This is a genomic window from Burkholderia sp. WP9 (genome assembly GCF_900104795.1).
Classification (GTDB): domain Bacteria; phylum Pseudomonadota; class Gammaproteobacteria; order Burkholderiales; family Burkholderiaceae; genus Paraburkholderia.
On record NZ_FNTG01000002.1, the window covers coordinates 933,991 to 959,069 of the forward strand.

Below are 25,079 nucleotides of genomic sequence, written 5' to 3' on the forward strand. Positions count from 1 at the left end.
GAGCGGCGCGATGACGGCAAACGCCCCGCCGGTCGTCCGGCTGCGCGACGTCGCGCTGCGTTACGCGAAGACCGTTGCGCTCGACAACCTCACGCTGGATTTTCCGGCAGGCCGCATGACTGGGCTGATCGGCCCGGACGGTGTCGGCAAGTCCAGCCTGCTGGCGCTTGCCGCGGGCGCCCGCGCCATTCAGCAAGGCGCCGTCGAAGTGCTGGGCGGCGACATGCGCTCGCGCCGGCACCGCGCGCTCGTCTGCCCTCGTATCGCCTACATGCCGCAGGGTTTGGGCAAGAATCTGTACCCGACGCTGACGGTCGAGGAGAACCTGCAATTCTTCGCGCGGCTCTTCGGCCACGATGCCGCCGAGCGCCGCCAGCGCATCGACTCGCTGACTCGCAGCACCGGCCTTCAGGCGTTTCTCGCGCGGCCGGCGGGCAAACTGTCCGGCGGCATGAAACAGAAGCTGGCGCTCTGTTGCGCGCTGATCCACGACCCCGATCTGCTGATTCTCGACGAGCCGACCACCGGCGTCGATCCGCTCGCTCGCGCGCAATTCTGGAATCTGATCGCGCGTATTCGCGCGGGCCGCCCCAGCATGAGCGTGATCGTCGCGACGGCTTACATGGACGAAGCTCAACGCTTCGATTCGCTCGTCGCGATGGACGCGGGCCGGATCCTCGCAACCGGCGAGCCGCGCGCCCTGCTCACGCGCACGAACAGCGACACGCTGGAAGCGGCGTTCATCGCGTTGTTGCCCGAGGAACGGCGCCGCGGTCACCAGCCGGTCGTCGTCGAACCACTGCCCGCCGATGCCGCGGGCGAGCTCGCCATCGAAGCCCGCGATCTGACCATGCGCTTCGGCGATTTCGTCGCGGTCGACCACGTCAGCTTTCGCATTCGCAGCGGCGAGATCTTCGGCTTTCTCGGCTCCAACGGTTGCGGCAAGTCGACCACGATGAAAATGCTCACCGGCCTGCTGCCCGCGAGCGAAGGCACGGCCAGGCTGTTCGGACGCGAAGTCGATCCCAACGACATCGACACGCGCGCTCGCGTCGGCTACATGTCCCAGGCATTCTCGCTGTATGGCGAACTGACGGTTCAGCAGAACCTGATATTGCATGCACAGCTCTTTCATGTGCCGCCAGAGGCGATCGCCGCCAGAGTCGACGAGATGGTGAGCCGCTTCGGCCTCGACGAAGTACGCGACGCGTTGCCCGACAGCCTGCCGCTCGGCATGCGGCAACGCCTCTCGCTGGCCGTCGCCATGGTGCACAAGCCCGAGCTGCTGATACTCGACGAACCGACTTCAGGCGTCGACCCCGTCGCTCGCGACAATTTCTGGCAGCTGATGATCCAGCTCGCCCGCCGCGACAAGGTCACGATCTTCATCTCGACGCATTTCATGAACGAGGCAGAGCGCTGCGACCGCATCTCGCTGATGCATGCCGGCCGCGTGCTCGCGACCGGGTCGCCGGCCGAACTCGTACGCTTGCGCGGCGCGGCGACGCTCGAAGAGGCCTTCATCGGCTACCTGGTCGAAGCGGGTGCCGACAAGGCGGAAGAAGGCGGCAGCGTCGAAACCACGATCGAAGCGCCGGCAAGCGCGAGCGAATCCGGCACGGGCGCGCTGCCCGACTCGCCTAACCGCTCACGCCCGCGCGCCTTCAGCCTGAGCCGCGCGCTCACCTATATGTGGCGAGAGGTGCTCGAACTGCGCCGCGACCCTGTGCGCGCCACGCTCGCCCTGCTCGGTTCGCTGGTGTTGATGCTCGTGATGGGCTATGGCGTGAGTCTCGATGTCGAAAGTCTCACCTACGCCGTCCTCGACCGCGACCAGACTGAACTGAGTCACGACTATGCGCTGAACATGTCGGGCTCGCGCTACTTCGTGGAACAGGCCCCGCTCAGCGACTACGACGAGTTGGACAAGCGCATGCGCGGCGGCAAGCTGTCGCTCGCGATCGAAATTCCGCCGCACTTCGCACGTGACCTGGAGCGCGGCACGCCCGTGCAACTCGGCGTGTGGATCGACGGCGCCATGCCGCAGCGCGCGGAAACCATCCGTGGCTATGTGCTCGGGCTCCATCAAGCCTGGCTGATGGAGCAGAGCATTCACCGGCTCGGCATGACACCCGCGCCGCAGGTCAACATCGAGACGCGCTTTCGCTATAACCCCGACGTGAGGAGCGCGCCCGCGATGGTGCCCGCGATCATCCCGCTGCTGCTCCTCATGCTGCCGGCCATGCTGACCGCGCTGGCGGTCGTGCGGGAGCGTGAGCTCGGCTCGATCATCAATCTGTATGTCACACCGGTCACGCGCAGCGAGTTCCTGATGGGCAAGCAGGTGCCCTACGTGTTACTAGCCGTGCTCAATTTCCTGCTGATGACGCTGCTGGCGCGGATCGCTTTCGGCGTGCCGGTCAAAGGCAACTTCCTGACGCTGCTTGCCGCCGTGCTGGTGTACAGCATCGTCGCGACCGGCATCGGCATGCTGGCATCCACGTTCACCCGCAGCCAGATCGCCGCCATCTTCCTGACGATGATCGGCACGCTCATTCCCGCGATCCAGTTCTCCGGCCTGATCAATCCGCTGTCGTCGATGGAAGGCAGCGGGCGCGTGATCGGCTCCATCTATCCGGCGACCTACATGTTCACGATCAGCCGCGGTGTCATCAACAAGGCGCTGGGATTCGCCGATCTTCAGGCGCAATTCTGGCCGCTCCTTGCCGCCATACCGGTGGTTCTCGGCTTGACCACGGCGTTGCTCAAGAAGCAGGAGACCTGACTGTGCGCCGCCTCTCGAACATCTACCGCCTCGGCGTCAAGGAACTGTGGAGCCTGTGGCGCGACCCGACCATGCTCGTGCTGATCGCCTACACCTTCACGGTGGCGATCTATTCCGCCGCTACCGCACAACCCGACACGCTGCATATGGCGCCGATCGCGATCGTCGACGAAGACGCCTCGCCGTTGTCCGCCCGCATCGCCTCGGCGTTTTTCCCTCCGCAGTTCGGCATTGCGCGCCTGATCACCCCCGCGCAGGTCGACCGCGGGCTCGATACGGGCGAATACACGTTCGCGCTCGACATTCCGCCGAACTTCCAGCGCGACGTGCTGGCCGGAAGATCCGCATCGATCCAGTTGAATGTCGACGCGACCCGCATGAGTCAGGCGTTCACGGGCAGCAGCTACGTGCAGCAGATCGTGACCGACGAGATTGCCGGATTTGCGGCGCGCTACCGCGACACCGCCGCGCCGCCCGTCGATCTCGCCGTGCATATGCGCTTCAATCCGAACCTCGATCAGACCTGGTTCGGCGCGCTGATGGAAATCATCAACAATGTCACGATGCTGTCGATCATCCTCACCGGCGCCGCGCTGATCCGCGAGCGCGAACACGGCACGATCGAACATCTGCTCGTCATGCCGGTCACGCCGGCAGAGATCATGCTGGCGAAAATCTGGTCGATGGGGCTCGTGGTCATGGTGGTGGCCACGGCTTCGTTGACGTTCGTGGTGCGCGGCGCGCTGCATGTGCCGATTGAAGGCTCGGTGGCCCTGTTCATGGTCGGCACCGCGCTGCATCTGTTCGCCACCACCTCGATGGGCATTTACATGGCGACGCTCGCGCGCAGCATGCCGCAGTTCGGCATGCTGGTGGTCCTCGTGCTGCTGCCTTTGCAGATGCTGTCCGGAAGCATCACCCCGCGGGAAAGCATGCCGAAGATCGTGCAGGACGTCATGCTTTTCGCACCCACGACTCACTTCGTCGAGCTTGGGCAGGCCATCCTGTATCGCGGCGCCGGCCTCGATGTCGCGTGGCGGCCGTTCCTGATTCTGATCGCGATCGGGTCGGTTCTGTTTGCAATGGCATTGCAGCGTTTTCGCAGAACCATCGGTCAGATGGCCTGACTTGCATGCTTGGGCCGACGCGCGCCAGACGCCCCTCTTGCCCCGCACACATGCCTGATGCGGCAGAAAAGCTCAGGCGCGATTTTTCTCCTCGAAATGCGGCTGCCGCGCTGTCACAAGGGATAGTTCGGCGAGGAATGCGCATGCCGCGTCGAGGAGATCGTCGAACGAAAGCAGCCCGACCAGTTCACCGGACTCGCTGACCACCGGCATGCGCCGTATGGCATGCAATCGCATCCGCTTGACGAGTTGCCAGACGTCTTCCCCCTCGTACGCGACGATGAGCGGCGAGGACATGACATCGCCGACGAAAAGCCCGAACGCATCGACTTCTCGTGCTACAACCGCCAGCACGATATCGCGGTCGGTCAGCATGCCGCGAGCATGGAGCTTTCCGTCCGCGCTCTTCTCCACGGCCACGACATCGCCCACGTGACGATCGCGCATGATCCGGCATGCTTCCAGCACGGTCGTGTTCAGTCCGCACGTCACAACGTCTCTTGTACAGATATCGCCCGCATTCATTTTCCGTATCCTCCCGAGAAGAGAGTCCATGACTCGCCGGGACTCAATCCAATTCAGATTATCCGGATGAACGAACCAACCATTGACTACAGTCAACTGAGAGAGTGTCCCAATGGCCGATACGCGAACGCACGCGCGATACCGCGTTGCACCACGCGGCACGCCGCTCGACAACTGCAACTACGAATGGGTTGATTTGCATCAATCGCCCTTCGAACATGGCGCCTGAGATGGGTTCAACCGACGCAATACTGCGTCGCCCTCGAAGCGCCGTGTCGCGGCGATATCAGGCAGGGGCTCGCGTGTCTAACGCTGAATGACGCGCAGGCTCGCCTAACTCCCGCGAGCGCGTTTTACATGCGAGCGCAACAAGTCGATCTCGTCGAGCAGATCGAGCGCCAGCGCGACACCCGGAGGATTGATCTGGAAGTCGTGCGCCAGCCGCTGCGCAGTCTGCACGCGCCGCAGCGCGGCGCCGCTGAAGCGCCATTCCTGCGGCCGCTCGCCCGTGGGCTCGAACACGCCTTCAGCCACCCAGAGCGTCAACTCCTCCTCCGATGCCCCGCTCACCCGGCTCAATTCGACCAGCGTGAACTCCACGTTCTCATCGACAATCTGGCCTTGCAAATAGGTCGTCGTAGTCGTCTCTTTCACGATGATCACCGATAGAAGTGTGCGCGCGGATCGAAATTGAACGCCTGCCGCATCGCATCGTAAGCGGCCTTCGCTGCGTCGCTATCCGCCGGCGGCAGGACGATGTTCAGAATCACATACAGATCGCCAGGCGGGTTGGCCGGAATGCCCTTGCCTTTGAGCCGCAAGCGCCTGCCGCCGGCAGAACCCGCCGGCACCGTCATCTCGACGGAACCGTCGGGTGTGGGCACGGTAACCTGCGCGCCGAGCGCGGCCTCCCACGGAGCCACCGGCAAGTCGAGCGAGACGTCGCGGCCGTCCACGTGAAAGCGCGGGTGTTCCCGAAAGGCGATTTCGAGGTAGAGGTCGCCGGCCGTTTCGGGCGTGGCGCCCGCGGCGCCCTGGCCGCTCAGCCGCAGATGCTGGCCCGCGCGAATCCCCTTTGGAATGGTGACATTGAGCGTTCGCGTTTCCAGCGAAACATGCCCTTGCGGATCGACTACGGGCATTTGCAAAGAAATCGCGCGCTGCGCGCCGCGATACGCGTCTTCGAGATCGATCAACACCTTGGCGTGATGGTCTTCGCCGCGCGCATCGAAAGGCCGCTGCCGAGGATGCGCGCCACGCGCACCGCGCGCGCCGCCGAACATCTTCTCGAAGATTTCGTGGAAATCGGCGTGCTCGCCGGCCTCGTTGCCCGCGCCGCTGAATTCGAAACCCTCGTCCCAGTTCGGCGGCGGCTGGAATTCCTGGCCGTTGCGCCATTCGCTGCCCATGCGGTCATAGGCCGCGCGCTTCTCGGGGTCCTTGAGCACCTCGTAGGCTTCGCCCAGCTCCTTGAAACGGTCTTCGGCGTCGGCATGCTTGCTGACGTCCGGGTGATACTTGCGCGCGAGCTTCCGATACGAACGTTTAACGTCATCCTGAGACGCGCTTCGCTCGAGACCCAGGACTTCGTAATAGTCTTTGTATTTCATACTGGCGGCAGACCCATGAGGGATGGGAGCGGCAATGGGTATCCATCGCGTGACGATTACGGACTGACTTTATACCAATCCGGCCGGGCCAGCAAAATTGCGCGTTCGCTACACCGCGTCGGGTCAAAGCGGGAAAGGCGGTCTGCAAGAAGTCGTCGCCGCTATCCGCCGGCGAGCGTTTTAAAGGCGAAGAAAAACATCTGTTCGTGAACCGCCGTAGCGACGTTTCGCACACGCTCAAGCACGCGTCCGTGCATTCCGAGTTAGCGACGTATCAGCGATTCGGCCCGGATACGCAGCGGCCTGCGCACCCGAAGCGTACCCCCTACCCGTGCCGTTATCCGGCCTGCATCAGCTTTCTCGTTTCCGCGAGACTTTCGGTGCCCCGCTTCGTGATGATGGCCATTGCGTCCACCTGCGACTTGCGCGCCATCTCGGCAAGCTCCTTCATATCGGCAAGCGACTTTTGATAAGCGTCGTTCAACAATGCTGCCTGCCGGCCAGGATCCGACGCGTGAGCGCCGCCGGCCCCCAAGGCTTTGGCCGATTCCTGGATGCCCGCCATTGCCTCGGTCACGATCTCGGTCTGCCTGCGCACGAGCGCCTGCATCGCCAATTGCGCCGCTTCGCTCGCCTCGACGAGAGCCGCCATGTCCTTGCGCCGCGACTCGATGATCGGCGCCATATCGAACCCTGGGATCTTGAATTCCTGCATCATTCTCGTCATGTCGGCGATGGGGTTGGTTTCAGTTGCCATGCTTGTCTCCAGTGAAATGGGGGGATCGACGCGTGAGCGTCGATCGTTATCCCGTGGGTCATGCTTCAGGCCACGATCGCCGTCAGTTGGTCGACGGCCTCACGCTAGCCAATGGTGATTCGCTTAGAACAGGGACTCATCCAGCGCGAGTTTCGCGAGAGTGAAGATGACGGTGCACGCAATGGCGAGGAAAATCGGTACGGTGCCGTACCGGGACGTTGCCCGGGACGTGGTGTAGATCAACCTCCGAAGGTATCGAACGGGTCGATCCCGAGGCATCGCCTGTTATGCGGCCGGCACAATGTGCGTTTTGCGATTCACGAGCAGCGGCGCCGCGCGGCTCAGCATGAACATCTCACCACCGATTGCAAGCTTCATCGCTTCGCCCATTTCCAGCGTTACACGAATGCCGTCACTCGCCTCACCCATGCTGATCCGCAGATGACGACCTCGCCATTGCATCGCGAAGGCAACGTTCTTCCACGACGCGGGCAATGCCGGGGCCAGACATAGATGGTCATCGGCAAGCGAAACGCCCGCGAAACCCAGTATCGCCATCATCCACATGCCACCGAGGCTGGCAATATGCACGCCCCCCTCCATGGCGGCATGCGTGTCGTCGAGATCGATGGCTGAGGTTCTGCGAAAACAGTCGAGCGCCGCTTCGCACTGACCCAGTCTGGCAGCGACCAAGCCATGCATGGCGCGACTCAACGAACTGCCATGACCGCAGCGCGGCGCATAGTAGTTGAAGTTCGCCACAGCGGCGTCGCCAGGAAACTCTTCAGGCAGCAGCGCCAGCAGGGCGACGACATCGGCCTGTTTGGCAAGCTGGGATCGCTGGATGCGCTCGCGGCCCAGCACGACGTCGATCGGCACTGAACGGGCCGCATAGGCGGCGATGTCGATGTCTTCGAGCGCGAAGAATCCCGCGAACTGCTCGAACAAACCGGTGCTCGAATCAAAGCCCGTGACTATCGCCTCGGCAACCGTGCTCCAACGTTGCAGTTCGGCTTCGTCGAGATTGAGTTGCTCCGACAGACGTTGCCAACTCTCCGGCCAGCGTGCACGCAGTAATGCCGCAGTCTCGACGGCACGCCGGATATTCCAGCGCGCCATCACGTTCGTAAAGGCATTGTCGTCAATCGATTCGTGATATTCATCCGGACCGATCACGCCGCGAATATGACAATGGCCGTCCGCTTCCCTCTTCGCGCGGCTCGCCCAGAAGCGTGCGGTCTCCAGAAGAATCTCGGCACCGGCCTCTCGGAGGAACGCGTCATCTCCGGTGGCCCGCCAATATTGCCAGACGGCGTACGCAACGTCCGCGCTGATGTGCTGTTCCTGCTTGCCGCATTTGACATCCACCAGCTTCCGATCAGGGCCGACAACTTGAGCGGGGCACGCCTCCGCGCCGGTATCGGCGGACTCCCACGCATACAACGCACCCTGCCAGCCCATTGCCGCGGCTTTCCCCCGCGCCCCGGCGAGTGTGTGAAAGCGATACATCAACAGCGCCCTTGCTGCCTCGGGCCACGTCAGCGTGTAAAACGGCAACAGATGGATTTCCGTGTCCCAGAAGACATGTCCGTGATAGTCGTCGCCCGTCAGCGCCCGCGCGGCGATCGAAACGTAGTCGTCGGCTGGATTGGCCGCGCCGTTCAGATGGTAGAGCGCGAATCTAAGAGCGCGTTGCGCGCGCGAATCGCCGTCGATCTCGACGTCGCTGCATGCCCAGCGCTCTTCCCAGGCCGTCTCGTGCGCCGCTATCACGGCCGGCCAGCCGAGGGTCTGCGCGGAGTTCAAAGCGGCCTGCGCGCTGCGAGCGGGATCGATAGCTTCTTTGCCTGCGCGTGCCATGGCGACCATCCGCGCGAGACAGACGACCTGCCCCGGGGTCGAGGTCCACTTCCACGACCATTGCGACGGGCCGCATACGGTAGGAGAAACGAGCTGGTGGTCGATCTGCAGCGATACCGCGGTGGCCATTGCGAGGCGTGTGCCGGAGGATGCCGCGCGCCACACGCTAAGGCCCTGCTCCGCGCGTTCGGACACGAGACCGATATCCACTGCATCGATCGACGCTTCCAGCGTCACCTCGATCCCGCCCTGCTCCATTTCCAGCAGGATGATCTGCATTCCAATCGCGCGCTGGCTGAGAGACGTCATATGGAAACTGCGCAACTTGACGCCAAAAGCGGACGCGTTCGACAGGCACGCCTTGCTGATCAACGCACCGCGGCGCATGTCGAGAATCCTCTCCTGCCGCGCTTCGTCATGATCGTGATGAATCAGAGGCTGCCCTTGCAGCAGAAGCCGGACTTTCAGCCAATCGGGCGCGACGGCGAGCTTGGGAATGCCAGGTTCTTCACTGGCCGTATCGAAGAGTCCCGCGACGAGTGTCCGCGAGGTGGCCACCCAGCGGCCGCCACGGTGTATCGCGCGCGCGCCGCGCACACCGAAAAAGCCGTTACTGATCGCGAAGCGCGCGGCGCGGCTGCGCTCAAGCAACGAGTCGTAGCCACCTTCGGCCACGATCCAGCTCGAATCGGCGGTTGGGCGCATCACTTCATCCAACTGTTCAGGACTTTTCATGAATCCGCCGGCAAAGCCTTCCACGAGACAGTTGATCGAGATCAACTTCGTCCAGACTGGTCACGACGAGATCGGCGCCTGCCGCTTGCAGCGAGGTCGCGTCGTGCAGGCGCGCGACGCCAAGTGCCGCCATGCCAGCGGCGCGGGCGGCCTCGATACCAGCCGGCGCGTCTTCGACCACGAAGCAGTGCTCAGGCACGGCGGGCAGCTCCGCGGCAGCGAGCAGGAATATCGCCGGATCCGGCTTGCCGGCAGGCAAATCGCGGCCGCACACATTGGCGCCGAATACATCGAACAGGCTGTGGTGATCGTCGAGCGGGATGCGCCGCATCATGTCGTTCGCGTTTTTCGAGGACGACGCAACGGCAATCGGAAAACCCAACTTCCTCACCGCATTGACGAAGCGAAGCGCGTCCGCGAAGGCGGACACGGCTCCCGCGCCGATCAGCGCCTCCACCCGCCTCTGCTTGCTCTCTGCGTAGGCTTCGGCACGTTGTGCGGCATTCGGGACCCCCAGCGCTTGCAGCGCGGCAAGCGCGCCGCTGAACCGTGGCTTGCCGGCCACCTGGGATTGATAGATCGCCGTGGTGAAGCGTGCTGGGTCGGCGAAGCCTGTGAGCGCTTCGCGCCAGGCTCGTTCATGGGGCGACGCGAGCAGCACGCCGTCGACATCGAAAATGCCGGCGCAAAGTATGCGATGGGGATCTGGCGGCGGGGCTCGGGATTGGCGGACTGTCATGCGTGGCATTTGTCCAGAGTGATGGCGGGCGGTCGCAATCTGCCGCGCCTGGCTACGTTTGACGCAACGAATCGCGTCGTGTCTGGATGCACAATAGCCGACAAACGCTCGACGGGTCAGGAAAACATTCAAGCCCGCAAAATCCCGCTCGATGAATCGAGGCGCTTCAAACCTCAAAGACGACAACTGACCCTTAGCGTCGCAATCAGGCCAGGGTTATTGTCAGCAAACTCCAGCGATCCCCGGTGCAGCGTCGCCACCGCCTTCACAAGCGCCAGGCCAAGCCCCACGCCGGGGGTTCCGCGACTTGCGTCGCCGCGATAAAAACGCTCGGTCACCTTGGGCTTTTGCGCGTCCGGAATGCCGGGACCATTGTCCGCCACCGAGATCGAGATCATGTCGTCGTGGCGAATCGCAACCACTTTGGTTTCACCACAGTCCGGCGCAAACTTCAGCGCGTTGTCAATCAGATTGCCGATCGCTTGCGCCAGCAAAAGCTGATCGGCCACGGCCGTGAGATCGTCCCCGCATTCCAGCGACAACGCCACCCCGCGCAACTCGGCCACAGGTTGATAAAATTCAACGGCATCCGAAACAATCGTCTTCAGATCGCAAGGCGTAAAACCCGAGCGCCTGACGCCCGCGTCGATTTCGGCAAGACGCAATAGCGCGTTGAAGATACTGATCACCCGGTCGACATCCGACAGCGCCACCTCCAACTCCGGCAGTATCTCCTCATTGCCCAGCCGTTTCGACGTGCGAGTCAGCACTTCGAGCCGCGCACGCAATTCGGTCAACGGCGTGCGCAAATCATGAGCAATGGCGTTCGACACGTTGCGCACACCATGAATCACTTCGATCAGCGCCTCTTCGGCCTGCTTGCGGGTCTTCACTTCCTGTTGCAACTGGACATTGTGCTTTTCCTGCAATTGCTGCAATGCCCGCAGTTTCAGGTGCGTATCCACTCGCGCGGCCAATTCTTCCATCTGCAACGGCTTGGTAATGTAGTCCACCGCGCCTGCACGAAAGCCCGTGATCTTATCCTCGGTACGCGTCAGGGAAGTCATGAAGATCACCGGAATGTCGCGGGTTTTCTCCATCGCCTTGAGTTGCCGGCAAGTTTCGAAACCGTCGAGTCCCGGCATCATCACGTCGAGCAGGATCAAATCGGGTTGCGCCAGTTCCGCACGCCGCAATGCCTCCATGCCATCGCGGGCGATCGCCACCCTCAGGTTATTGCTCTCCAGACATTCGACCACCAGCCCGAGATTGGCGGGCGTGTCGTCAACCACGAGCACAACGGGCGTATCGGTATCGAATGGTTCGGCTAAGCTCACGAGTTGAGATCCAGATGTTGTTCTATCAGCGATAGCAAGGCTTGCGACTCGTAGCCTGCTGCCAGACGGCGCAACTGCGCCGAAAAGGGTTCGTAACGGCTGTCGAGGCTGACGAGACGATCCGCATGACGGACGATGTCGCGCATCGACCCCAGCAACGCAAAGCGATGCAGCACGGCCAGTTCATCGCGCGGCGGAGCGATCAGCGCGGCGTCTGCTCCGACCGGCGTTGGACGAATCGAACATTTCAAGCAGAGTAGCGCGGCGATCTCCTTCAACAGCCGGTCGAGATCGAGTGGCTTCTCGAGAAAAACATCCGCCCCCGCACCGAGGTTCGCCTGCGCATTGCGTTGCGATGCGTCTGCGGACACGGCGATCACCGGCACATGACGCAACTCGTCCGAGGCGCGAATATGCCCGAGCATTTCGATGCCGCCCATCACCGGCATGACGGTGTCGAGCAGGATCAGGTCGGGCGGCGATACCATTGCTTTGGCCAACGCATCGCGGCCATCGGCACTCTCCGAAACGCGAAAGCCGCAGCGTTGCAGCGCGTCGACGATCAGCGCACGATTCCCGGCAACGTCGTCGATCACCAGCACATGGCGCTCATTGCCGTCACAGCCCAGGATCTCCAGCGCCGGAGCGCAATCCGAGGCCTGCGCATACGAAACCGGCGCATCGAGCTGGAACCAGAACATGCTGCCCTGACCGACGACGCTCACCACCTTGATTTCACCGCCCATCATGCGCACCAACTGACGGCTGATCGCGAGCCCGAGACCCACGCCGCCGGTGCGCCGGGTGAAATCGCCGGCCTGTTCGAACGGCTGAAAGATCGTCTCGAGCCTGTCCGGACTCACGCCGACGCCGGTATCGCGCACCTCGAACCGCAGCCGTGCGTCGCTAATCATGCGTACTGCCAGCGTGACTTCACCGCGGTCCGTGAATTTGACCGCATTGGCAAGCAGATTCAACAACACTTGACGAAGGCGCTTCTCGTCGACGCGAATCACCTTCGACAGATTCGGCGGCACCTCATAGTTGAGGATGAGCTGCTTCTGGTCGGCGCGAACGCTCACTATCTCGGCGATCACGCGCAAGAACGGCCCGAGCGGCACATCCGTCACATTCAGTTCGAGCTTGCCCGCCTCGATACGCGCGAAGTCGAGCAGGTCGTTGATGAGCATGAGCAGATGCTCGCCGCTCTGTTCGATGACACTCAGGCTCGCCAATTGCCGTTCGGTCATCGCCGCATCGCGCCGCAAGATCTGCGCGTAACCGAGAATGCCGTTCAACGGCGTGCGCAATTCGTGGCTGATGTTGGCGAGGAACTGATCTTTCGCGCGGTTCGCCGATTCCGCCGCGTCTTTCGCAACCCGCACCGTATCTTCGAGCGCCTTTCGCGCCGAGATATCCTGGAGAATCGCAATGGTGTGGATCGCCCGTCCGCTCGAATCACGCTGAAGCGCGACCGACACGCTCACCCAAACCCGCGAGCCGTCGCGCCTGAAGAGCGGCATTTCCTCCGAATAGTGCGAGAGCCGGCCTTCGCTCAACTGGCGCAATTTCTCCGCGCTCGCAGCAAGGAATTCCTGATCGGCGATGTCCTGGAAACGCCTTTCCAGCAAACTCTCGCGCTCATAGCCGACGATATCGCACGAGCGCTGATTCACGCGCAGGAACCGCCCGTCGAGATCGCAGTGCACGATCCCGACCGCGGCATTTTCGAAGGTGCCGCGAAAGCGCGCCTCGCTCGAACGCAGTGCCTGTTCCGTGAATTTCAGCTGGGTAATATCTACCAGACTGCCGACGAAGCGAATCGGTTTGCCGTCGGCGTCCCACGTTGCCATGCCGCGCACGAGCACCCACCGCACGGTTCCGTCGCTATGGCACAGGCGGTTCTCCACCTCGAACACATCGACCTCTTTGCCCAGGTAGCGGAGCATCGCGGCTTCGGTGCCGGCGCGGTCCTCCGGAAGCAGGATGCTCATATACGCGTCGTAGTCCAGCAAGGTCTGCGGACGCGTATAGCCAAGCCACTCCCAGATGTTCGAGAAGCGCGCGAAGCCCCGGCGATGATCGCCCTCGGGCATGTCGATTTCCCACACGCCGACGTTGGACCCGTACATCGCCGATTCGAGGCGTGCATTAGTCTCGCGGAGTATTTCGGCTTCTTCGGCGCGACGCCGCTGTGTCACGTCGCGAAACACCAGCACCACGCCGAGGATGTCGCCGCGCTCGTCGACGATTGGCGAACCGCTGTCGTCGATCGCGATCTCGCGCCCGTCGCGCGCCAGCAGGACCGTGTGATTCGCGAGCCCGACGATCGTCCCGGCCGCCAGCACGGCTGCCACCGGGTCTTCGGCCGGCGCGCGGGTGGTCTCGTTGATCACGCGGAATACTTCCGCGAGCGGCCGCCCCATTGCCGCCTCGCGCGGCCAGCCGGTCAGCGCTTCGGCGACCGGGTTGATGAAGTTGATGCGCGACTCGCGATCGGTCGCGATCACCGCGTCGCCGATACTGGAGAGCGTGACGGCATAGCGTTGTTCGCTTTCGCGCAGCCGCCGTTCCGCGCCGTGCTTGTAGAGCGCCATTTCGACGACGGTCTTCAATTGCGTGTCGTCGAACGGCTTCAGAACGTAGCCGAACGGTTCGGTGACCGTGGCGCGCCGGACAGTGTCCTCGTCGGCATATGCGGTCAGGAAAACCACGGGCAGATTCATATTTTCGCGAAGCAGCCGCGCGGTGTCGATGCCGTCGAGCTTGCCTTCCAGCCGCACGTCCATCAGGATCAGATCAGGCTCGGTCTCGGCGGCAAGAGGCAATGCGTCTTCGCCACGCGCCGTGATGCCGACCACGGTGTGGCCCGCGCGGCTCATCTGCTGCGCAATGTCTCGGGCGACAACGCGATCGTCCTCAACTATAAGAATGCGGGCGGGCGCCATAGTGTGCTTATCCACGTCCGGTTGCGTTGAAAAGAATGCTGCAGGTCGTGCCGCCGCCGCGGCTCAGCTCCACGGTGCCGTGCAACTGGTGGGTCAGGTCGTGAACCAGTTGCAGGCCCAGCGAGTCCGCCTCTTCCAGTGAGAATTCCGGCGCGATGCCGACGCCGTCGTCCGCGACAGTCAACCTGCACCGCTCGTTGTCGAGCGCGCCGAGTTCGACGCGCACGCAACCGCCGCGCCCGTGCGGAAACGCGTGCTTCAAGGCGTTGGACACCAGCTCGTTGATAATCAGCCCGCACGATACGGCGCGGTTCATATCGAGCTGCACATCGTCGACCTCGACCGACAACTCCACTTCCATCTGGCGCATGTCGTAGGCGCGCGCCAGATGGCCGCACAAATTCTTCACATGGGTCGCCATCTCGATCCGCGCAAAATTGCCGGCGCGATACAGGTTCTCGTGCACCAGCGCCATCGAACGCACCCGGTTGCGGCTGTCGGCGAAGAGTTCAGCCACGGCCTTGTCGGTCACACGCGCCGCCTGCAAGTTGAGCAGGCTGCTGATCAGTTGCAGATTGTTTTTCACCCGGTGATGCACTTCGTGAAGCAAGGCTTCCTTCTCTTCGAGCAGCGCCTCTTTCTCTTCCAGCGAAGCGTTTTCCAGCGAAATGGCGGCCTGCGACGCGAGAAGCTCCAGCACTGCGAGGCGCGCCGGCGTGAACACGCCCGGCGCGAGATCGTTTTCGAGGTACAGCACGCCGATCAGTTTCGCCTGCTTCACGAGCGGCAAACAGAGCACCGCGCGAGCACGCGTCGTGCGGAAGTATTCGTCCGTCGAGAACGGATTGGGCAGCGACGCGTCGTCGAGCAGAACGCGCTCCTGCGTGCGAATGCTGGCATGCAGAATCGAGGCCGGCACATCGCGCGGCGTTACAACGGCGCTGTGAAGCTGGACCTCGATACCCTCGCGATTCGCGAGTGCCTGCGCCTCGACCCACAATTTCTCGTCACGCGGCAGAACGAGCAGCGCACGTCCGGCGCCGGCATGTTCGAGCACGATGGTCATCAACGTGCGGATCAGTTTGTCGAAGGCGATTTCGCCCGAAATGGCTTGCGATGCCTTGACGACCGTTTCGACATCGAGTTGCTCCGCCACGATGCTGCGCGTCGGCGCAATGGCGGCGGGTTCGTGGACCAGGTTCGGATAGCGCCGGTCGAGCGCCTCGACCTTTCCTAACGCGCCCCACCGGAGGTAAGCGAGCCGCGCGTTGCCCAGATAGACGAATGCGATGGTCGTGAAGCCACGCGCCAGATAGAACGTGCCGGCCACTTCATGCGCCAGCCCTTCGATCAACGGAAACTCGTGCTCGTGGGCGAGACGGATTGCATTTTCGTATTCGCGCATCGCCTCGAATTCGTTGCCGTTGATACGCGCGATCTCGCCGGCCACGAGCGCCGAACGGCAGGCGAAATTGCCCGGACAATGTTCGGCCCAGGTGACGAGTCTGGCTTGATGCTCGACCAGCGCCCGGTATTGCGCCTCATGCTGATAAGACGGCGCCTCGTCGTACTGGCGCGCGCATGCCAAGGCAGCGTAGAAATGATATTCGGCGATTTCGAAGTGACCGGACGAGGTCCACAAGAGCGGCGCCGCTTTCGCGGCGGCCGCCGTCGCCGCCGTTATATCTCCCGCGAAATAGCGCCCTTGCAGCTTGCGGATCCAGTACCAGCACGTCGCGATCGAGAGACAGGGATCGGCTTCGAGATGCGCCTCGAAGGTAGTTTCGTCGAATGCCTCATCGTTGAAGGAGCCGAATGAGGGTGTCAGCCCGCGCAGGGTTCGAATCAGTTGCAACTGCGACCCGATAATGTCGACGATCAGCCCGAATTTCGCGGCCTGCACCACGCCCAAACGCTGCTGCGCCACGCGCTCGACATCGGCGAGCGGATCGCCCGCAGCCAGCAGGCTCGTGACGAGGCAGCAACTGCTGAAGCCGGTGTAAGTGAGGTCGCCGCTCTCGCTGGCGACGTCGAACGCGCGCCGCAACAACGGCAAAGCGGTGCGAATGTGTTTCGTCCACGGCATCACGTGATACGCGAAGCACATGTAGACGCGCGGCCTGAAACGTTGCAGCCCGCGTTCGTCGACGAGCGCGAGGCCGAGCCGGCCGAACTGGAACGCCGCCTCGTAATCGCCGAACACCGGGCCGGCCACCATGCCGAGGTAGGCATAACCGATCGACGACGCGTCGCTATTGCCGTGTTCGAGGCTCAGGTTCGCCATGCGGCACAGTACGAGGCAGACGAGATTCTCGTCGCTGAAAAAGGCCGGCGGCAGCACCGCGGTCAGCACATCGAGCGTGGCACGCCGGTCGCGATGAGTGAGAAGCGGCAGATCGATCAACGACTCGATCGGAGAATCGCCGATCTGCGCGAGAAGCCGGTCGTATTCGCCGCGCGCCTCCTCGCGGCTGGGATGAGGCTGCCAGTCGATGCCGACCTCGCGCAGATAATCGAGGCAGATCTGCACCGCCAGATCGCTCTGATCGAGCGCGGTGAACAGCGTGACACGCAACCACGCCACCGTTGCCCGATCCGGCAGATCGACCGCTCGCCGCGCGAGGTCCGCGAGCCGCTCCTTGGCCAAGCCGGTGTCGCCGGTAAGGAACTCGCACTCCGCGAGGCCGCTCTCAAGCGCGAACTTGAGCGCGTAGCAGGTCTCCCATCCCGCGTCGCCGAGCATGGCGCTGCCGATCGACAGGTACGTCGCCGCCGACGCATAGGCGGACGACGTCTTGGCGCGCCGCCCGGCAATCAGATTGAATTCCACCACCTGTAGGCGCTCGGCGGGGTTGTCGACAATTTCGATCGCGCGGTTGTACTGGTTGACGATCTCGAAGATGTTCTGCTCGATGTCCGCGGCGCTCGCGTTGGTCGCGAACATCCGGCCGATCCCCAGATGAGCGGCCGCGCGCTCGTTTTCGGGAATCAGCGCGTAGGCCGCTTCCTGGACCCGGTCGTGCAAAAACGCATAGCCCTGCTCGCGCCGGAACACGAGGCCCGCTTCCACCGCATCGGCCAGCGCACGGTGTACGCCCGCGTCCGAATTGCCACTGACTCGCGCGAGCATCGCGGTCGCCGCGCTGTTGCCGAAGCACGCAAACTGTTTGAGCGCGGCCTGCGCGGCATCCGCCACACGTTCGATCTTGCCGACCATCAGGTCGACGACGCTGTCGGAAAATCGCGCCTCGCGCAGCGCCGCCATGTCCCATACCCACACGCGGCTCACCGGATCGAACGCGAGGTGCCGGTGCTCGGCGAGCATCTTGAGAAATTGCACCGTGAAGAAAGGGTTGCCGCCGGTTTTCTCGACAATGAATTGCGCGAGCGGCGCGACCTCGGCCGGCGCGGCATGCAGCGCTTCGCCGATCAGACGCGCCACGTCGCCGAGCTGCAGTGGCGCGAGCACGATATCGTGGACGGGCACACCCAACTCGCGGATCGCCACGAGCGCGCGCGCGAGCGGATGGGCGGGCCCCACCTCGTTGTCGCGATAGGCGCCGACGAGCAGCAGATTACGCAGGTTCGGCGCGGCAAGCAGGCTTTCGAGCAGACTGAGCGTGCCGGCGTCGAGCCATTGCAAATCGTCGAGAAAGAGCACGAGCGGATGTTCCGGGTCCGCAAATGCGCCGATGAAGCGCCCGAACACGCCTTGGAAGCGAACCTGCGCTTCCTGCGCCGAAAGCTCGGGCACCGGCGGCTGCGGGCCGAGAATCTGTTCGACTTCCGGAATCAGGTTGACGATCAGTTGACCGTTCGCACCGACTGCCTCGGCGAGCCGCCCGCGCCAACGCGCCAGGTGCTCCGCGTCCTGGGCGAGGACATGCTGCGTCAGGCTCTGAAACGCCTGCCCGAGCGTCGCATAAGGGATATCGCGCTTGTACTGTTCGAATTTGCCCGCGGCGAAGTGCCCGCCGGACGGCCCGAGGCTGGCCCGCAGTTCATGCACGAGCGACGATTTGCCGATCCCGGAATAGCCCGACACGAGCACGAGTTCCGCCGCCCCTTGCCGCACCACGCGATCGAACGCGGCGCTCAGTGCCTGCGTTTCCGTTTCGCGGCCATACAGGCGCTCGGCAATAACAAGGCGCTCGGGCAAGTCGTGAGCGCCGAGTGCGAACGGTTCGATGCGCCCGTTTTGTTCCCAGGCATTCAGGCAGCGGCGCAGATCGTCTTCAAGACCCTGCGCGGTCTGATAGCGATCCTCGGCGGTTTTCGCAAGCAGCCGCATGACGATCGCGGCGACCTGTTGCGGCACGTTGCCGGCCAGTTCGTTCAACGGAATGGGGGTTCTGGCGATATGGCAGTGGATCCACTCGATCGGCGAGTTCGCGCGATACGGCGACTCGCCGCTCAACATCTCATACAACGTGATGCCGAGCGAATAGAGGTCGGCGCGCGAGTCGATCGCGCGATTCATGCGGCCGGTCTGTTCCGGTGCGAGATAGGCGAGCGCGCTCGCCGTGAAGTCAGGCAGCGCGCCGGCCAGCGCCTCGCCGCTCGCGTGCGAGGCAATGCCGAAACCAGTCAACGCCGCGTCGCCCGTTTCCGGATTCACCAGAATATTGGCTGGCCGGATGTCCTTGTGGATCAGACCGCGCCCATGCAGCGCGCCGAGCGCCGCCGCCAGGTTGGCGGCAACCAGCAGAAAGCGGCCAAGCGGCCAAGACTCTTTCGGCAGCGCGGCCAGCGACACGCCGCCCGGGTCTTCGAGCACCAGCGCCGTACTGCCGCGGTGTTCGATCAGCGCGTGCGGCCGGGTGGCGAACCGGCCGTCGAGCAGGCCGCGCAACTCATACGCATGCTCGAGACGCGCCTGACTCGTGGCGCTGGGTTGCTGCGCCGGCAAGGTGACGGTGAGCCACGTTGGCGTGCCGTCGCGCCGGTCGATACGGGACAGCAGGAACTCACCGTCATCACAGAGTGTTTCAAACCCGAAGCCTGCCAACTCGATCATGCTGCCCCCGCCTGCCCCTGTCGCGCTATTCGTTCGCCGTCAGCATGTAGCCGGCGCTGCGAACCGTCCTCAGCAAGGACCGCTCGAAGCCCGCGTCGATCTTGTGGCGTAATTTGCTTACGTGAACGTCGATGACGTTCGTTTGCGGATCGAAGTGATAATCCCAGATATTTTCGAGCAGCATGGTGCGCGTGACGACCTGGTCGGCGTGGCGCATCAGGTACTCCAGCAGCTTGAACTCGCGCGGCTTCAGCAAGATCGGCTTGCCGGCGCGCGCCACCTTGCGCGAGAGCAGATCGATCGAGAGATCGCCGACCTTCAGGGTCGTCTCCGCGTAGCTTTCATGCGCGCGACGGGTCAGCGCATCGAGCCGCGCCAGCACTTCGCCGAATGCAAACGGCTTGACCACATAATCGTCACCGCCCGCCTTCAGGCCGCGAATCCTTTCGTCGACGTCGTCCAGCGCGCTCACGATCAGGATAGGCACCCGGTTGCCGGTCGCGCGCAAGGCCGTGATGATCCCCAGGCCGTCGATCCCGCCTGGCAACATGCGATCCATGATGATGGCGTCATAGGTTTCGCTGGCGGCGAGGAACATGCCGTCCCGGCCGTTGTCGGCCGAATCGATCACGTGGCCTTCCTCGACGAGGCCTTTTTTCAGAAATCCCGCAACCTGTTCGTTGTCTTCGACGAGCAAGATTTTCATTTAACGCTCGCGCCTTCCCATCGTCATTTGATGCGCCGCCGGGGGCAACAGCATGCCCTCGGGCGAATTACCCGCCAATCGGCCGATTATCCGCGAAAAGCACGACATCCGATTTACAGATGCCATTAAATTTTTTTAATCTTTCCGCAAACTGGCGCCGGTAAAGTCACGGTTGTAAAAAATCAACTGCGAATCACCTGCGAATCACCGGCGCATCACCCGCGTATTTCGCGCCTTCAGGCTTTCCGAACTGCCGCGTTAACTATCGTTAATGATTTCCCCATCCTGAGGAGATCGCGCTGCTCATAAGATCGTCTCCATTGCCTGGATGTGCCATCACGAAACCCCAAGCGGAATGGTCATGATAAAGATCGGACGAGTCGACGTTTCGCCAGAGCTTCGGCAGCTTTATCTGGAAGGCCGGCCATTGCGCGTCGGCGCGCGCGCGTTCGATATTCTCGAAGTGCTGATCAACGCGAGCGGGCGGCTGGTCAGCAAAGAGGCGCTGTTCCAGCAGGTGTGGCCGGAAACGGTGGTGGAGGAAAGCAATCTGCAGGTGCATATTTCCGCGCTGCGGAAGTTGCTCGGCGAAGACAAGGACCTCATCAAGACCATACCGGGCCGCGGCTATCGCCTGATCCGTACACACGACGCAGGCACCTCGACGGACGCAGCGCCTGCCGACCCGCCGCGCCTCGACGAGCGCTCCGCCGCGCACAACGTGCCGCACTGCTGCACCCCGCTGATCGGGCGCGAGCAGGCACTCGCGGACGTGATCGCCGCGCTCGATTCCGCGCCGCTCGTGACGCTGGTCGGCACCGGCGGCATCGGTAAAACACAGTTGGGTCTGGAAGTGGCGCGCTGCCAGATAGCGTCGTTCGAGGCGGTCCGCTTCGTCAATCTTTCGGTCGTCGAACACCCGGAGGCGACCTTGAGCGCAATCGCCGAGGCACTGGGATTGCATGCCACACAGGCCGAGACCACGCCTGAGCACCTGATTCAAGCCATCGGCGCACGCGAGCTGCTGCTCGTACTGGACAATTGCGAGCATGTGATTCAGGAGGCGGCGACCATCTGCGAGCAACTCATCGAGGTCAATCCCAATCTCAGGATCCTCGCAACGAGCCGCGAGCCCTTGCGAACCCGCATCGAACAGATTTACTGGGTGGCGCCGCTCGAGGTGCCCCGCGAAGACGTCGCGCCTGAAGACATTCTCAACTACAGCGCGGTCCACATGTTCATTGCGCGAACCCGCGCGCGTGATCCGCACTTTCGCCCCGACAGCGAAAGCCTCAACCTGATCGGCACGATCTGCCGGCGGCTGGACGGCGTGCCGCTCGCGCTGGAACTGGCCGCGGCCCGAGTCACCGCGCTGGGTATCGGCGAACTGGTCGCGCAACTCGACAATCGCTTTCGCGTGCTCACCGGCGGACTGCGCACCGCGCCGGCACGCCAGCAAACCTTGAAGGCGGCGCTCGACTGGAGCAGTCAGTTTCTGTGCAAGCGCGAGCGCACCGTGTTGCGCCGACTCGGCGTGTTTCGCGGCAGCTTCCATCTCGGTGAGGCGTGTGCGATTGCCGCATGCGAAGACCTCTCCGTCGACGACGTGACCGAAGCGATCGCCGGTCTCGTCTCGAAGTCGCTGCTCATGTTTGGGCCGCGCGGTTCGGCCATGAGCTATCACCTGCTCGAAACGACCCGGGCCTACGCGCTGCAGATGCTGGCCGAGGCCGGCGAGAGCGAAACCGTCGAGCGCTGGCACGAACACTATGCCCGCACGCGCGGCGCCGCGGGGGACGCGATGGATGCACCCGCCGCGCGCTACGGCTGATCGCGTCTCGCGATCCCGGACCGTTGAACGAACGCGATGCGCACGCTTGCGCTCAGGCCGCGCCGTTCCTGCGTCCAATGGCCAGCTCGATCGAATCGAGCAGCACTTCTTCCGCGAACGGTTTGCGCAGGAAGCTGATGGCGCCGTGCCGCAGCGCGCGCGCCACGGTCACGTCGTCGCCATGCGCGGACATGAATACCACCGGGATATTTCTGCCCTCCGCGTTCAGTTGGCGTTGCACTTCGAGGCCTGGCATGCCCTGCATCCTGACATCGAGCAGGACACACAGCGCATCGTCAACCTCCGGAGAAGCAAGGAATTCCTCTCCCGACGAAAACGTCACAGCCGTATAACCCACCGCTTTCAGCAGGTTTCCGACACCACTTCGTACCGATGCGTCATCGTCGACGATGCAAACAAAGCTCATAGCTGCCAATACTCCAATTGCGCCGACGTAATCACAGAAAAAAATATCCGGCGCGATATTCACTGCTTCAGGAGGCTCAGCGCGTGCGGCGTATCACTTCCCACATTCTGGCGAGTTCGATGAGCGTCTTTGCCTGCATCTTGCTCATCACTCGCCGTTTGTGCACTTTCACCGTCACTTCCTGCGTGCCGAGTTCATGTGCCATCTGCTTGATCATCCTGCCTTCCACCGCCAGTTCGAATACGTCCATTTCGCGCGGCGTCAACGCGGCGGCACGTTGCAGCACATCCGCATGGAACGCGCGCTCCGCGAGGTTGGCCTCGTCTTCCGCCAACGCTCGCCGCACTGCTTCGAGCAGCTCCTCGTCGTCGATCGGCTTGGTGAAGAATTCATGCGCACCCGCCTTGATCGCGCGCACCGACATTGGAATCGATCCGTAGCCGGTCAGGAAAATAACGGGCACCTGTACGCCCTGTTGCGCGAGTTGGCTTTGCACGTCGAAGCCATTCGTGCTTTTCAGGTTCATGTCCAGCAGAATGCACATCGGCACGCGCGGAAATGCTTGCGACAACACCTCGGCGGGCGACGCAAAACCTTGCGCATTGAAGCCTGCCGAACGCAACAGGCGCACTAGCGCGTCACGCACCGTTTCCTCATCGTCAATCACATACACCATCGGTTCGAGTTCCGAAGGAACAGGCATTGCAGAGTCCACAAAAAATTCGAGCGCCGTCATCGTACATGAGGCCCGACGCGACCAACGGCTCTGCGAAACGCGGTCAATACCGATCTCATCGCGAGGCAACGGCTTCCATCGCCAGCTTGCCGCCGAGCGCCGCCGCGCCGAACACGCGACCATATGGCTGCTCGTAAGCGGGCGCGAGGTAGGCCGCCCGTCTGCTTAACACTGCGTCCGCCTCGTCCGATTCGTGCAGCTTGCGCAACGCATATTCACGGGTCGTCTCCAGCAGGAAATACTCTTTGGTCTTGCTGTCGAAAGTCGTCATGAGAAAGCACTTCGAAGCAAGGCCGACAATCGCCTCCGTCACTTCGTTGCACGGCAGTCGTGCGCAGGCGGCGACGGCACACGCGGCTTCGAGCGAAAAGCGGGCCGGGAACACGCCTAGCCGGTGCAGCACCAGGCGCTCCGTCGTGCTGAGCAGCTGATAGCTCCAGTCGAGCGCGGCCTCCAGCGTCTGCTGGCGCGGCGGCGCGGTTCGGCGGCCACCCGTGAGCGACTGGAAACGGTCGTCGAGTTCGGCAACCAGCTTGCGGATGCCGAACACCGCTGCGCGGGCCGCCGCCAGTTCGAGCGCGAGCGGCACGCCGTCGAGCCGGCGGCAGATCGTCGCGACCATCTCGAGGCTGCTGCGGTCGCTATCGACCGCCGCGTTGAGCGCGTTCATCTGCGTGAGGAACATGCGCACCGACGCGCAGCAGAGAATCGCCTGGGAACTTGCGCCCGCTTCGGGCGTGTCGAGCGGCGCGACCCAGTAGAACTTCTCGTCGCGCGTGCGCAGCGGCTCACGGCTCGTGGCCAGAATGCGCAGATCCGCGCTGGCCTGCACCAGCAGTTCGCAAATGGTGGCCGCCGACTCGATCACATGTTCGCAGTTATCCAGCAGCACCAGCAGCTTGCGGCCGCGAATCGCGGCGACCAGCGACTGAAGCGGCAAGTCGGCGTCCGCGCGCACCACACCGAGCGCGTCGGCGACGGTGTTGATCGCGGCCTGGGCGTTCTGCACCGAGGCGAGCGTGATGAAACACACGTCCATGTCCGAGATATCCGCAATCGACTTCGCCACCGCAATGCCGAGCTGCGTTTTGCCGATGCCGCCCGAGCCGAGCAACGTGACGATCGGCGTTCCCTTCAGCGCGCGGGCGATGTCGACAATGGCCGCGTCACGGCCGATCAGGGGCGTGTGGCAGACCGGCAAGCTGCTCCAGCGAGCCGCTTCTGCGTGCCTCGCCGCAACGGCGCCGTGCACGTCGGCCGGCCCGGACGGTTCGGCCGGAATGGTCAGGCGGTAGCCGCGGCCGGAGATCGTGCGAATCACCTGGCTATCGGCGCCGAAAATCTTCCTGAGCGACGACAACTGCACGTGGATATTGTTTTCCTCCACCACCGAGTCCGGCCAGACATGCCGAAGAATTTCGTCTTTCGTCACCGTTTTGCCTGCCGCGCGGATCAGCAATTCGAGAATATCGAATGCGCGCGAGCCGACCTGAAGCAATCGATTCTCCAGGTACACCTCACGCATTTCCAGCGACACTATGACTCGACCGATCTTGATCATGCTGCACTCACGCCTGGTTGATTAGCGGGACAGGCACGCTATGGCGATTTCGCCTGTTGCACCAACGCACTCAGTGCAAAGCTTGCGTCGTCGAACCCATACTAAATGGGAAAGTCATCTGAAACTATTATCCATAGGGATATGAGGCGGGCCGCCAGTGCCTGCCACCAGCGGGCCCAGTCCCGGCTGGTGGCGGCCTGCGGCGCAATTGCCGGGTCCGCGGAGCGCGTCCCGTATCACACCAACGTATGACTGCGTCATGCGCCGGGCCGGGCCGGCCTATCCGGCCGGCTTTGCCCGCCAGGCAAGGCATGACGCGCCTACGCCGCCTCCTGCGTGCGAATCGGCAAGCAACCGTGCTGCGGCGAAAGATCGAGG

The 25,079-nt window shown here is 63.1% G+C and carries 16 protein-coding genes; 3 read left to right on the forward strand and 13 right to left on the reverse strand.

The window, feature by feature from the left end; translation table 11 throughout:
• The first annotated feature begins 10 nt into the window (after positions 1-10).
• Complete coding sequence (rbbA, locus tag BLW71_RS25490; protein ID WP_091808856.1) at positions 11-2,785, forward strand: ribosome-associated ATPase/putative transporter RbbA; 2,775 nt, start codon at positions 11-13, stop codon at positions 2,783-2,785.
• A gap of 2 nt (positions 2,786-2,787) precedes the next feature.
• A complete protein-coding gene (locus BLW71_RS25495) occupies positions 2,788-3,912 on the forward strand; it encodes an ABC transporter permease (RefSeq protein WP_091803269.1) in 1,125 nt (374 codons plus the stop codon).
• Between the two features lie 72 nt (positions 3,913-3,984).
• Here BLW71_RS25495 and BLW71_RS25500 read toward each other — a convergent pair whose 3' ends face one another.
• From BLW71_RS25500 to BLW71_RS25545, 10 genes are all read right to left on the reverse strand, one after another.
• Positions 3,985-4,437 carry a CBS domain-containing protein gene (locus BLW71_RS25500; protein ID WP_091803274.1) on the reverse strand — a complete coding sequence of 151 codons (453 nt, stop codon included), beginning with the start codon at positions 4,435-4,437 and terminating at the stop codon, positions 3,985-3,987.
• Positions 4,438-4,770: 333 nt separating this feature from the next.
• A complete protein-coding gene (locus tag BLW71_RS25505; RefSeq protein WP_091803277.1) occupies positions 4,771-5,100 on the reverse strand; it encodes a chaperone modulator CbpM in 330 nt (109 codons plus the stop codon).
• Positions 5,097-6,047: a DnaJ C-terminal domain-containing protein gene (locus BLW71_RS25510; protein WP_091803280.1), complete on the reverse strand. Its 951-nt coding sequence runs from the start codon at positions 6,045-6,047 to the stop codon at positions 5,097-5,099. The genes BLW71_RS25505 and BLW71_RS25510 overlap by 4 nt, the downstream gene beginning before the upstream one ends.
• 337 nt (positions 6,048-6,384) lie before the next feature.
• A complete protein-coding gene (gene phaP / locus BLW71_RS25515) occupies positions 6,385-6,804 on the reverse strand; it encodes a TIGR01841 family phasin (protein ID WP_091803283.1) in 420 nt (139 codons plus the stop codon).
• A 285-nt stretch (positions 6,805-7,089) separates the two neighbouring features.
• Positions 7,090-9,399, reverse strand: coding sequence for a glycoside hydrolase family 65 protein (locus BLW71_RS25520; RefSeq protein ID WP_286162098.1), 2,310 nt, complete (start codon positions 9,397-9,399; stop codon positions 7,090-7,092).
• Complete coding sequence (locus BLW71_RS25525; RefSeq protein WP_091803290.1) at positions 9,386-10,138, reverse strand: HAD family hydrolase; 753 nt, start codon at positions 10,136-10,138, stop codon at positions 9,386-9,388. The genes BLW71_RS25520 and BLW71_RS25525 overlap by 14 nt, the downstream gene beginning before the upstream one ends.
• Before the next feature lie 173 nt (positions 10,139-10,311).
• Positions 10,312-11,475: an ATP-binding response regulator gene (locus BLW71_RS25530; protein ID WP_091803292.1), complete on the reverse strand. Its 1,164-nt coding sequence runs from the start codon at positions 11,473-11,475 to the stop codon at positions 10,312-10,314.
• Positions 11,472-14,438, reverse strand: coding sequence for a PAS domain S-box protein (locus BLW71_RS25535; protein WP_286162099.1), 2,967 nt, complete (start codon positions 14,436-14,438; stop codon positions 11,472-11,474). Before BLW71_RS25535 ends, BLW71_RS25530 begins: the two co-directional genes overlap by 4 nt.
• Positions 14,431-19,440, reverse strand: coding sequence for an AAA family ATPase (locus BLW71_RS25540; RefSeq protein ID WP_091803298.1), 5,010 nt, complete (start codon positions 19,438-19,440; stop codon positions 14,431-14,433). Before BLW71_RS25540 ends, BLW71_RS25535 begins: the two co-directional genes overlap by 8 nt.
• A 25-nt stretch (positions 19,441-19,465) precedes the next feature.
• On the reverse strand, positions 19,466-20,146 hold the full coding sequence (locus BLW71_RS25545; protein WP_091803302.1) for a response regulator transcription factor: 681 nt from the start codon (positions 20,144-20,146) through the stop codon (positions 19,466-19,468).
• Between the two features lie 361 nt (positions 20,147-20,507).
• Between BLW71_RS25545 and BLW71_RS25550 the strand changes: the two genes are divergently transcribed.
• Positions 20,508-21,977, forward strand: coding sequence for an ATP-binding protein (locus BLW71_RS25550; RefSeq protein ID WP_177205118.1), 1,470 nt, complete (start codon positions 20,508-20,510; stop codon positions 21,975-21,977).
• Positions 21,978-22,029: 52 nt separating this feature from the next.
• Here the strand turns inward: BLW71_RS25550 and BLW71_RS25555 are convergent, their stop codons facing one another.
• From BLW71_RS25555 to BLW71_RS25565, 3 genes are all read right to left on the reverse strand, one after another.
• Positions 22,030-22,467 carry a response regulator transcription factor gene (locus tag BLW71_RS25555; protein ID WP_286162100.1) on the reverse strand — a complete coding sequence of 146 codons (438 nt, stop codon included), beginning with the start codon at positions 22,465-22,467 and terminating at the stop codon, positions 22,030-22,032.
• A gap of 13 nt (positions 22,468-22,480) precedes the next feature.
• Positions 22,481-23,107: a response regulator transcription factor gene (locus tag BLW71_RS25560; RefSeq protein ID WP_091808860.1), complete on the reverse strand. Its 627-nt coding sequence runs from the start codon at positions 23,105-23,107 to the stop codon at positions 22,481-22,483.
• Positions 23,108-23,195: 88 nt separating this feature from the next.
• On the reverse strand, positions 23,196-24,701 hold the full coding sequence (locus tag BLW71_RS25565; protein ID WP_091803311.1) for an ATP-binding protein: 1,506 nt from the start codon (positions 24,699-24,701) through the stop codon (positions 23,196-23,198).
• Between the last annotated feature and the right edge of the window lie 378 nt (positions 24,702-25,079).

Coding starts and splice junctions, on each gene's coding strand:
- BLW71_RS25540 (WP_091803298.1), bottom strand. CDS start 19,440: ATGATCGAGTTGGCAGGCTTCGGGTTTGAAACACTCTGTGATGACGGT.
- BLW71_RS25545 (WP_091803302.1), bottom strand. CDS start 20,146: ATGAAAATCTTGCTCGTCGAAGACAACGAACAGGTTGCGGGATTTCTG.
- BLW71_RS25560 (WP_091808860.1), bottom strand. CDS start 23,107: ATGCCTGTTCCTTCGGAACTCGAACCGATGGTGTATGTGATTGACGAT.
- BLW71_RS25550 (WP_177205118.1), top strand. CDS start 20,508: ATGATAAAGATCGGACGAGTCGACGTTTCGCCAGAGCTTCGGCAGCTT.
- BLW71_RS25565 (WP_091803311.1), bottom strand. CDS start 24,701: ATGATCAAGATCGGTCGAGTCATAGTGTCGCTGGAAATGCGTGAGGTG.
- rbbA (WP_091808856.1), top strand. CDS start 11: ATGACGGCAAACGCCCCGCCGGTCGTCCGGCTGCGCGACGTCGCGCTG.
- phaP (WP_091803283.1), bottom strand. CDS start 6,804: ATGGCAACTGAAACCAACCCCATCGCCGACATGACGAGAATGATGCAG.
- BLW71_RS25500 (WP_091803274.1), bottom strand. CDS start 4,437: ATGAATGCGGGCGATATCTGTACAAGAGACGTTGTGACGTGCGGACTG.
- BLW71_RS25525 (WP_091803290.1), bottom strand. CDS start 10,138: ATGACAGTCCGCCAATCCCGAGCCCCGCCGCCAGATCCCCATCGCATA.
- BLW71_RS25510 (WP_091803280.1), bottom strand. CDS start 6,047: ATGAAATACAAAGACTATTACGAAGTCCTGGGTCTCGAGCGAAGCGCG.
- BLW71_RS25520 (WP_286162098.1), bottom strand. CDS start 9,399: ATGAAAAGTCCTGAACAGTTGGATGAAGTGATGCGCCCAACCGCCGAT.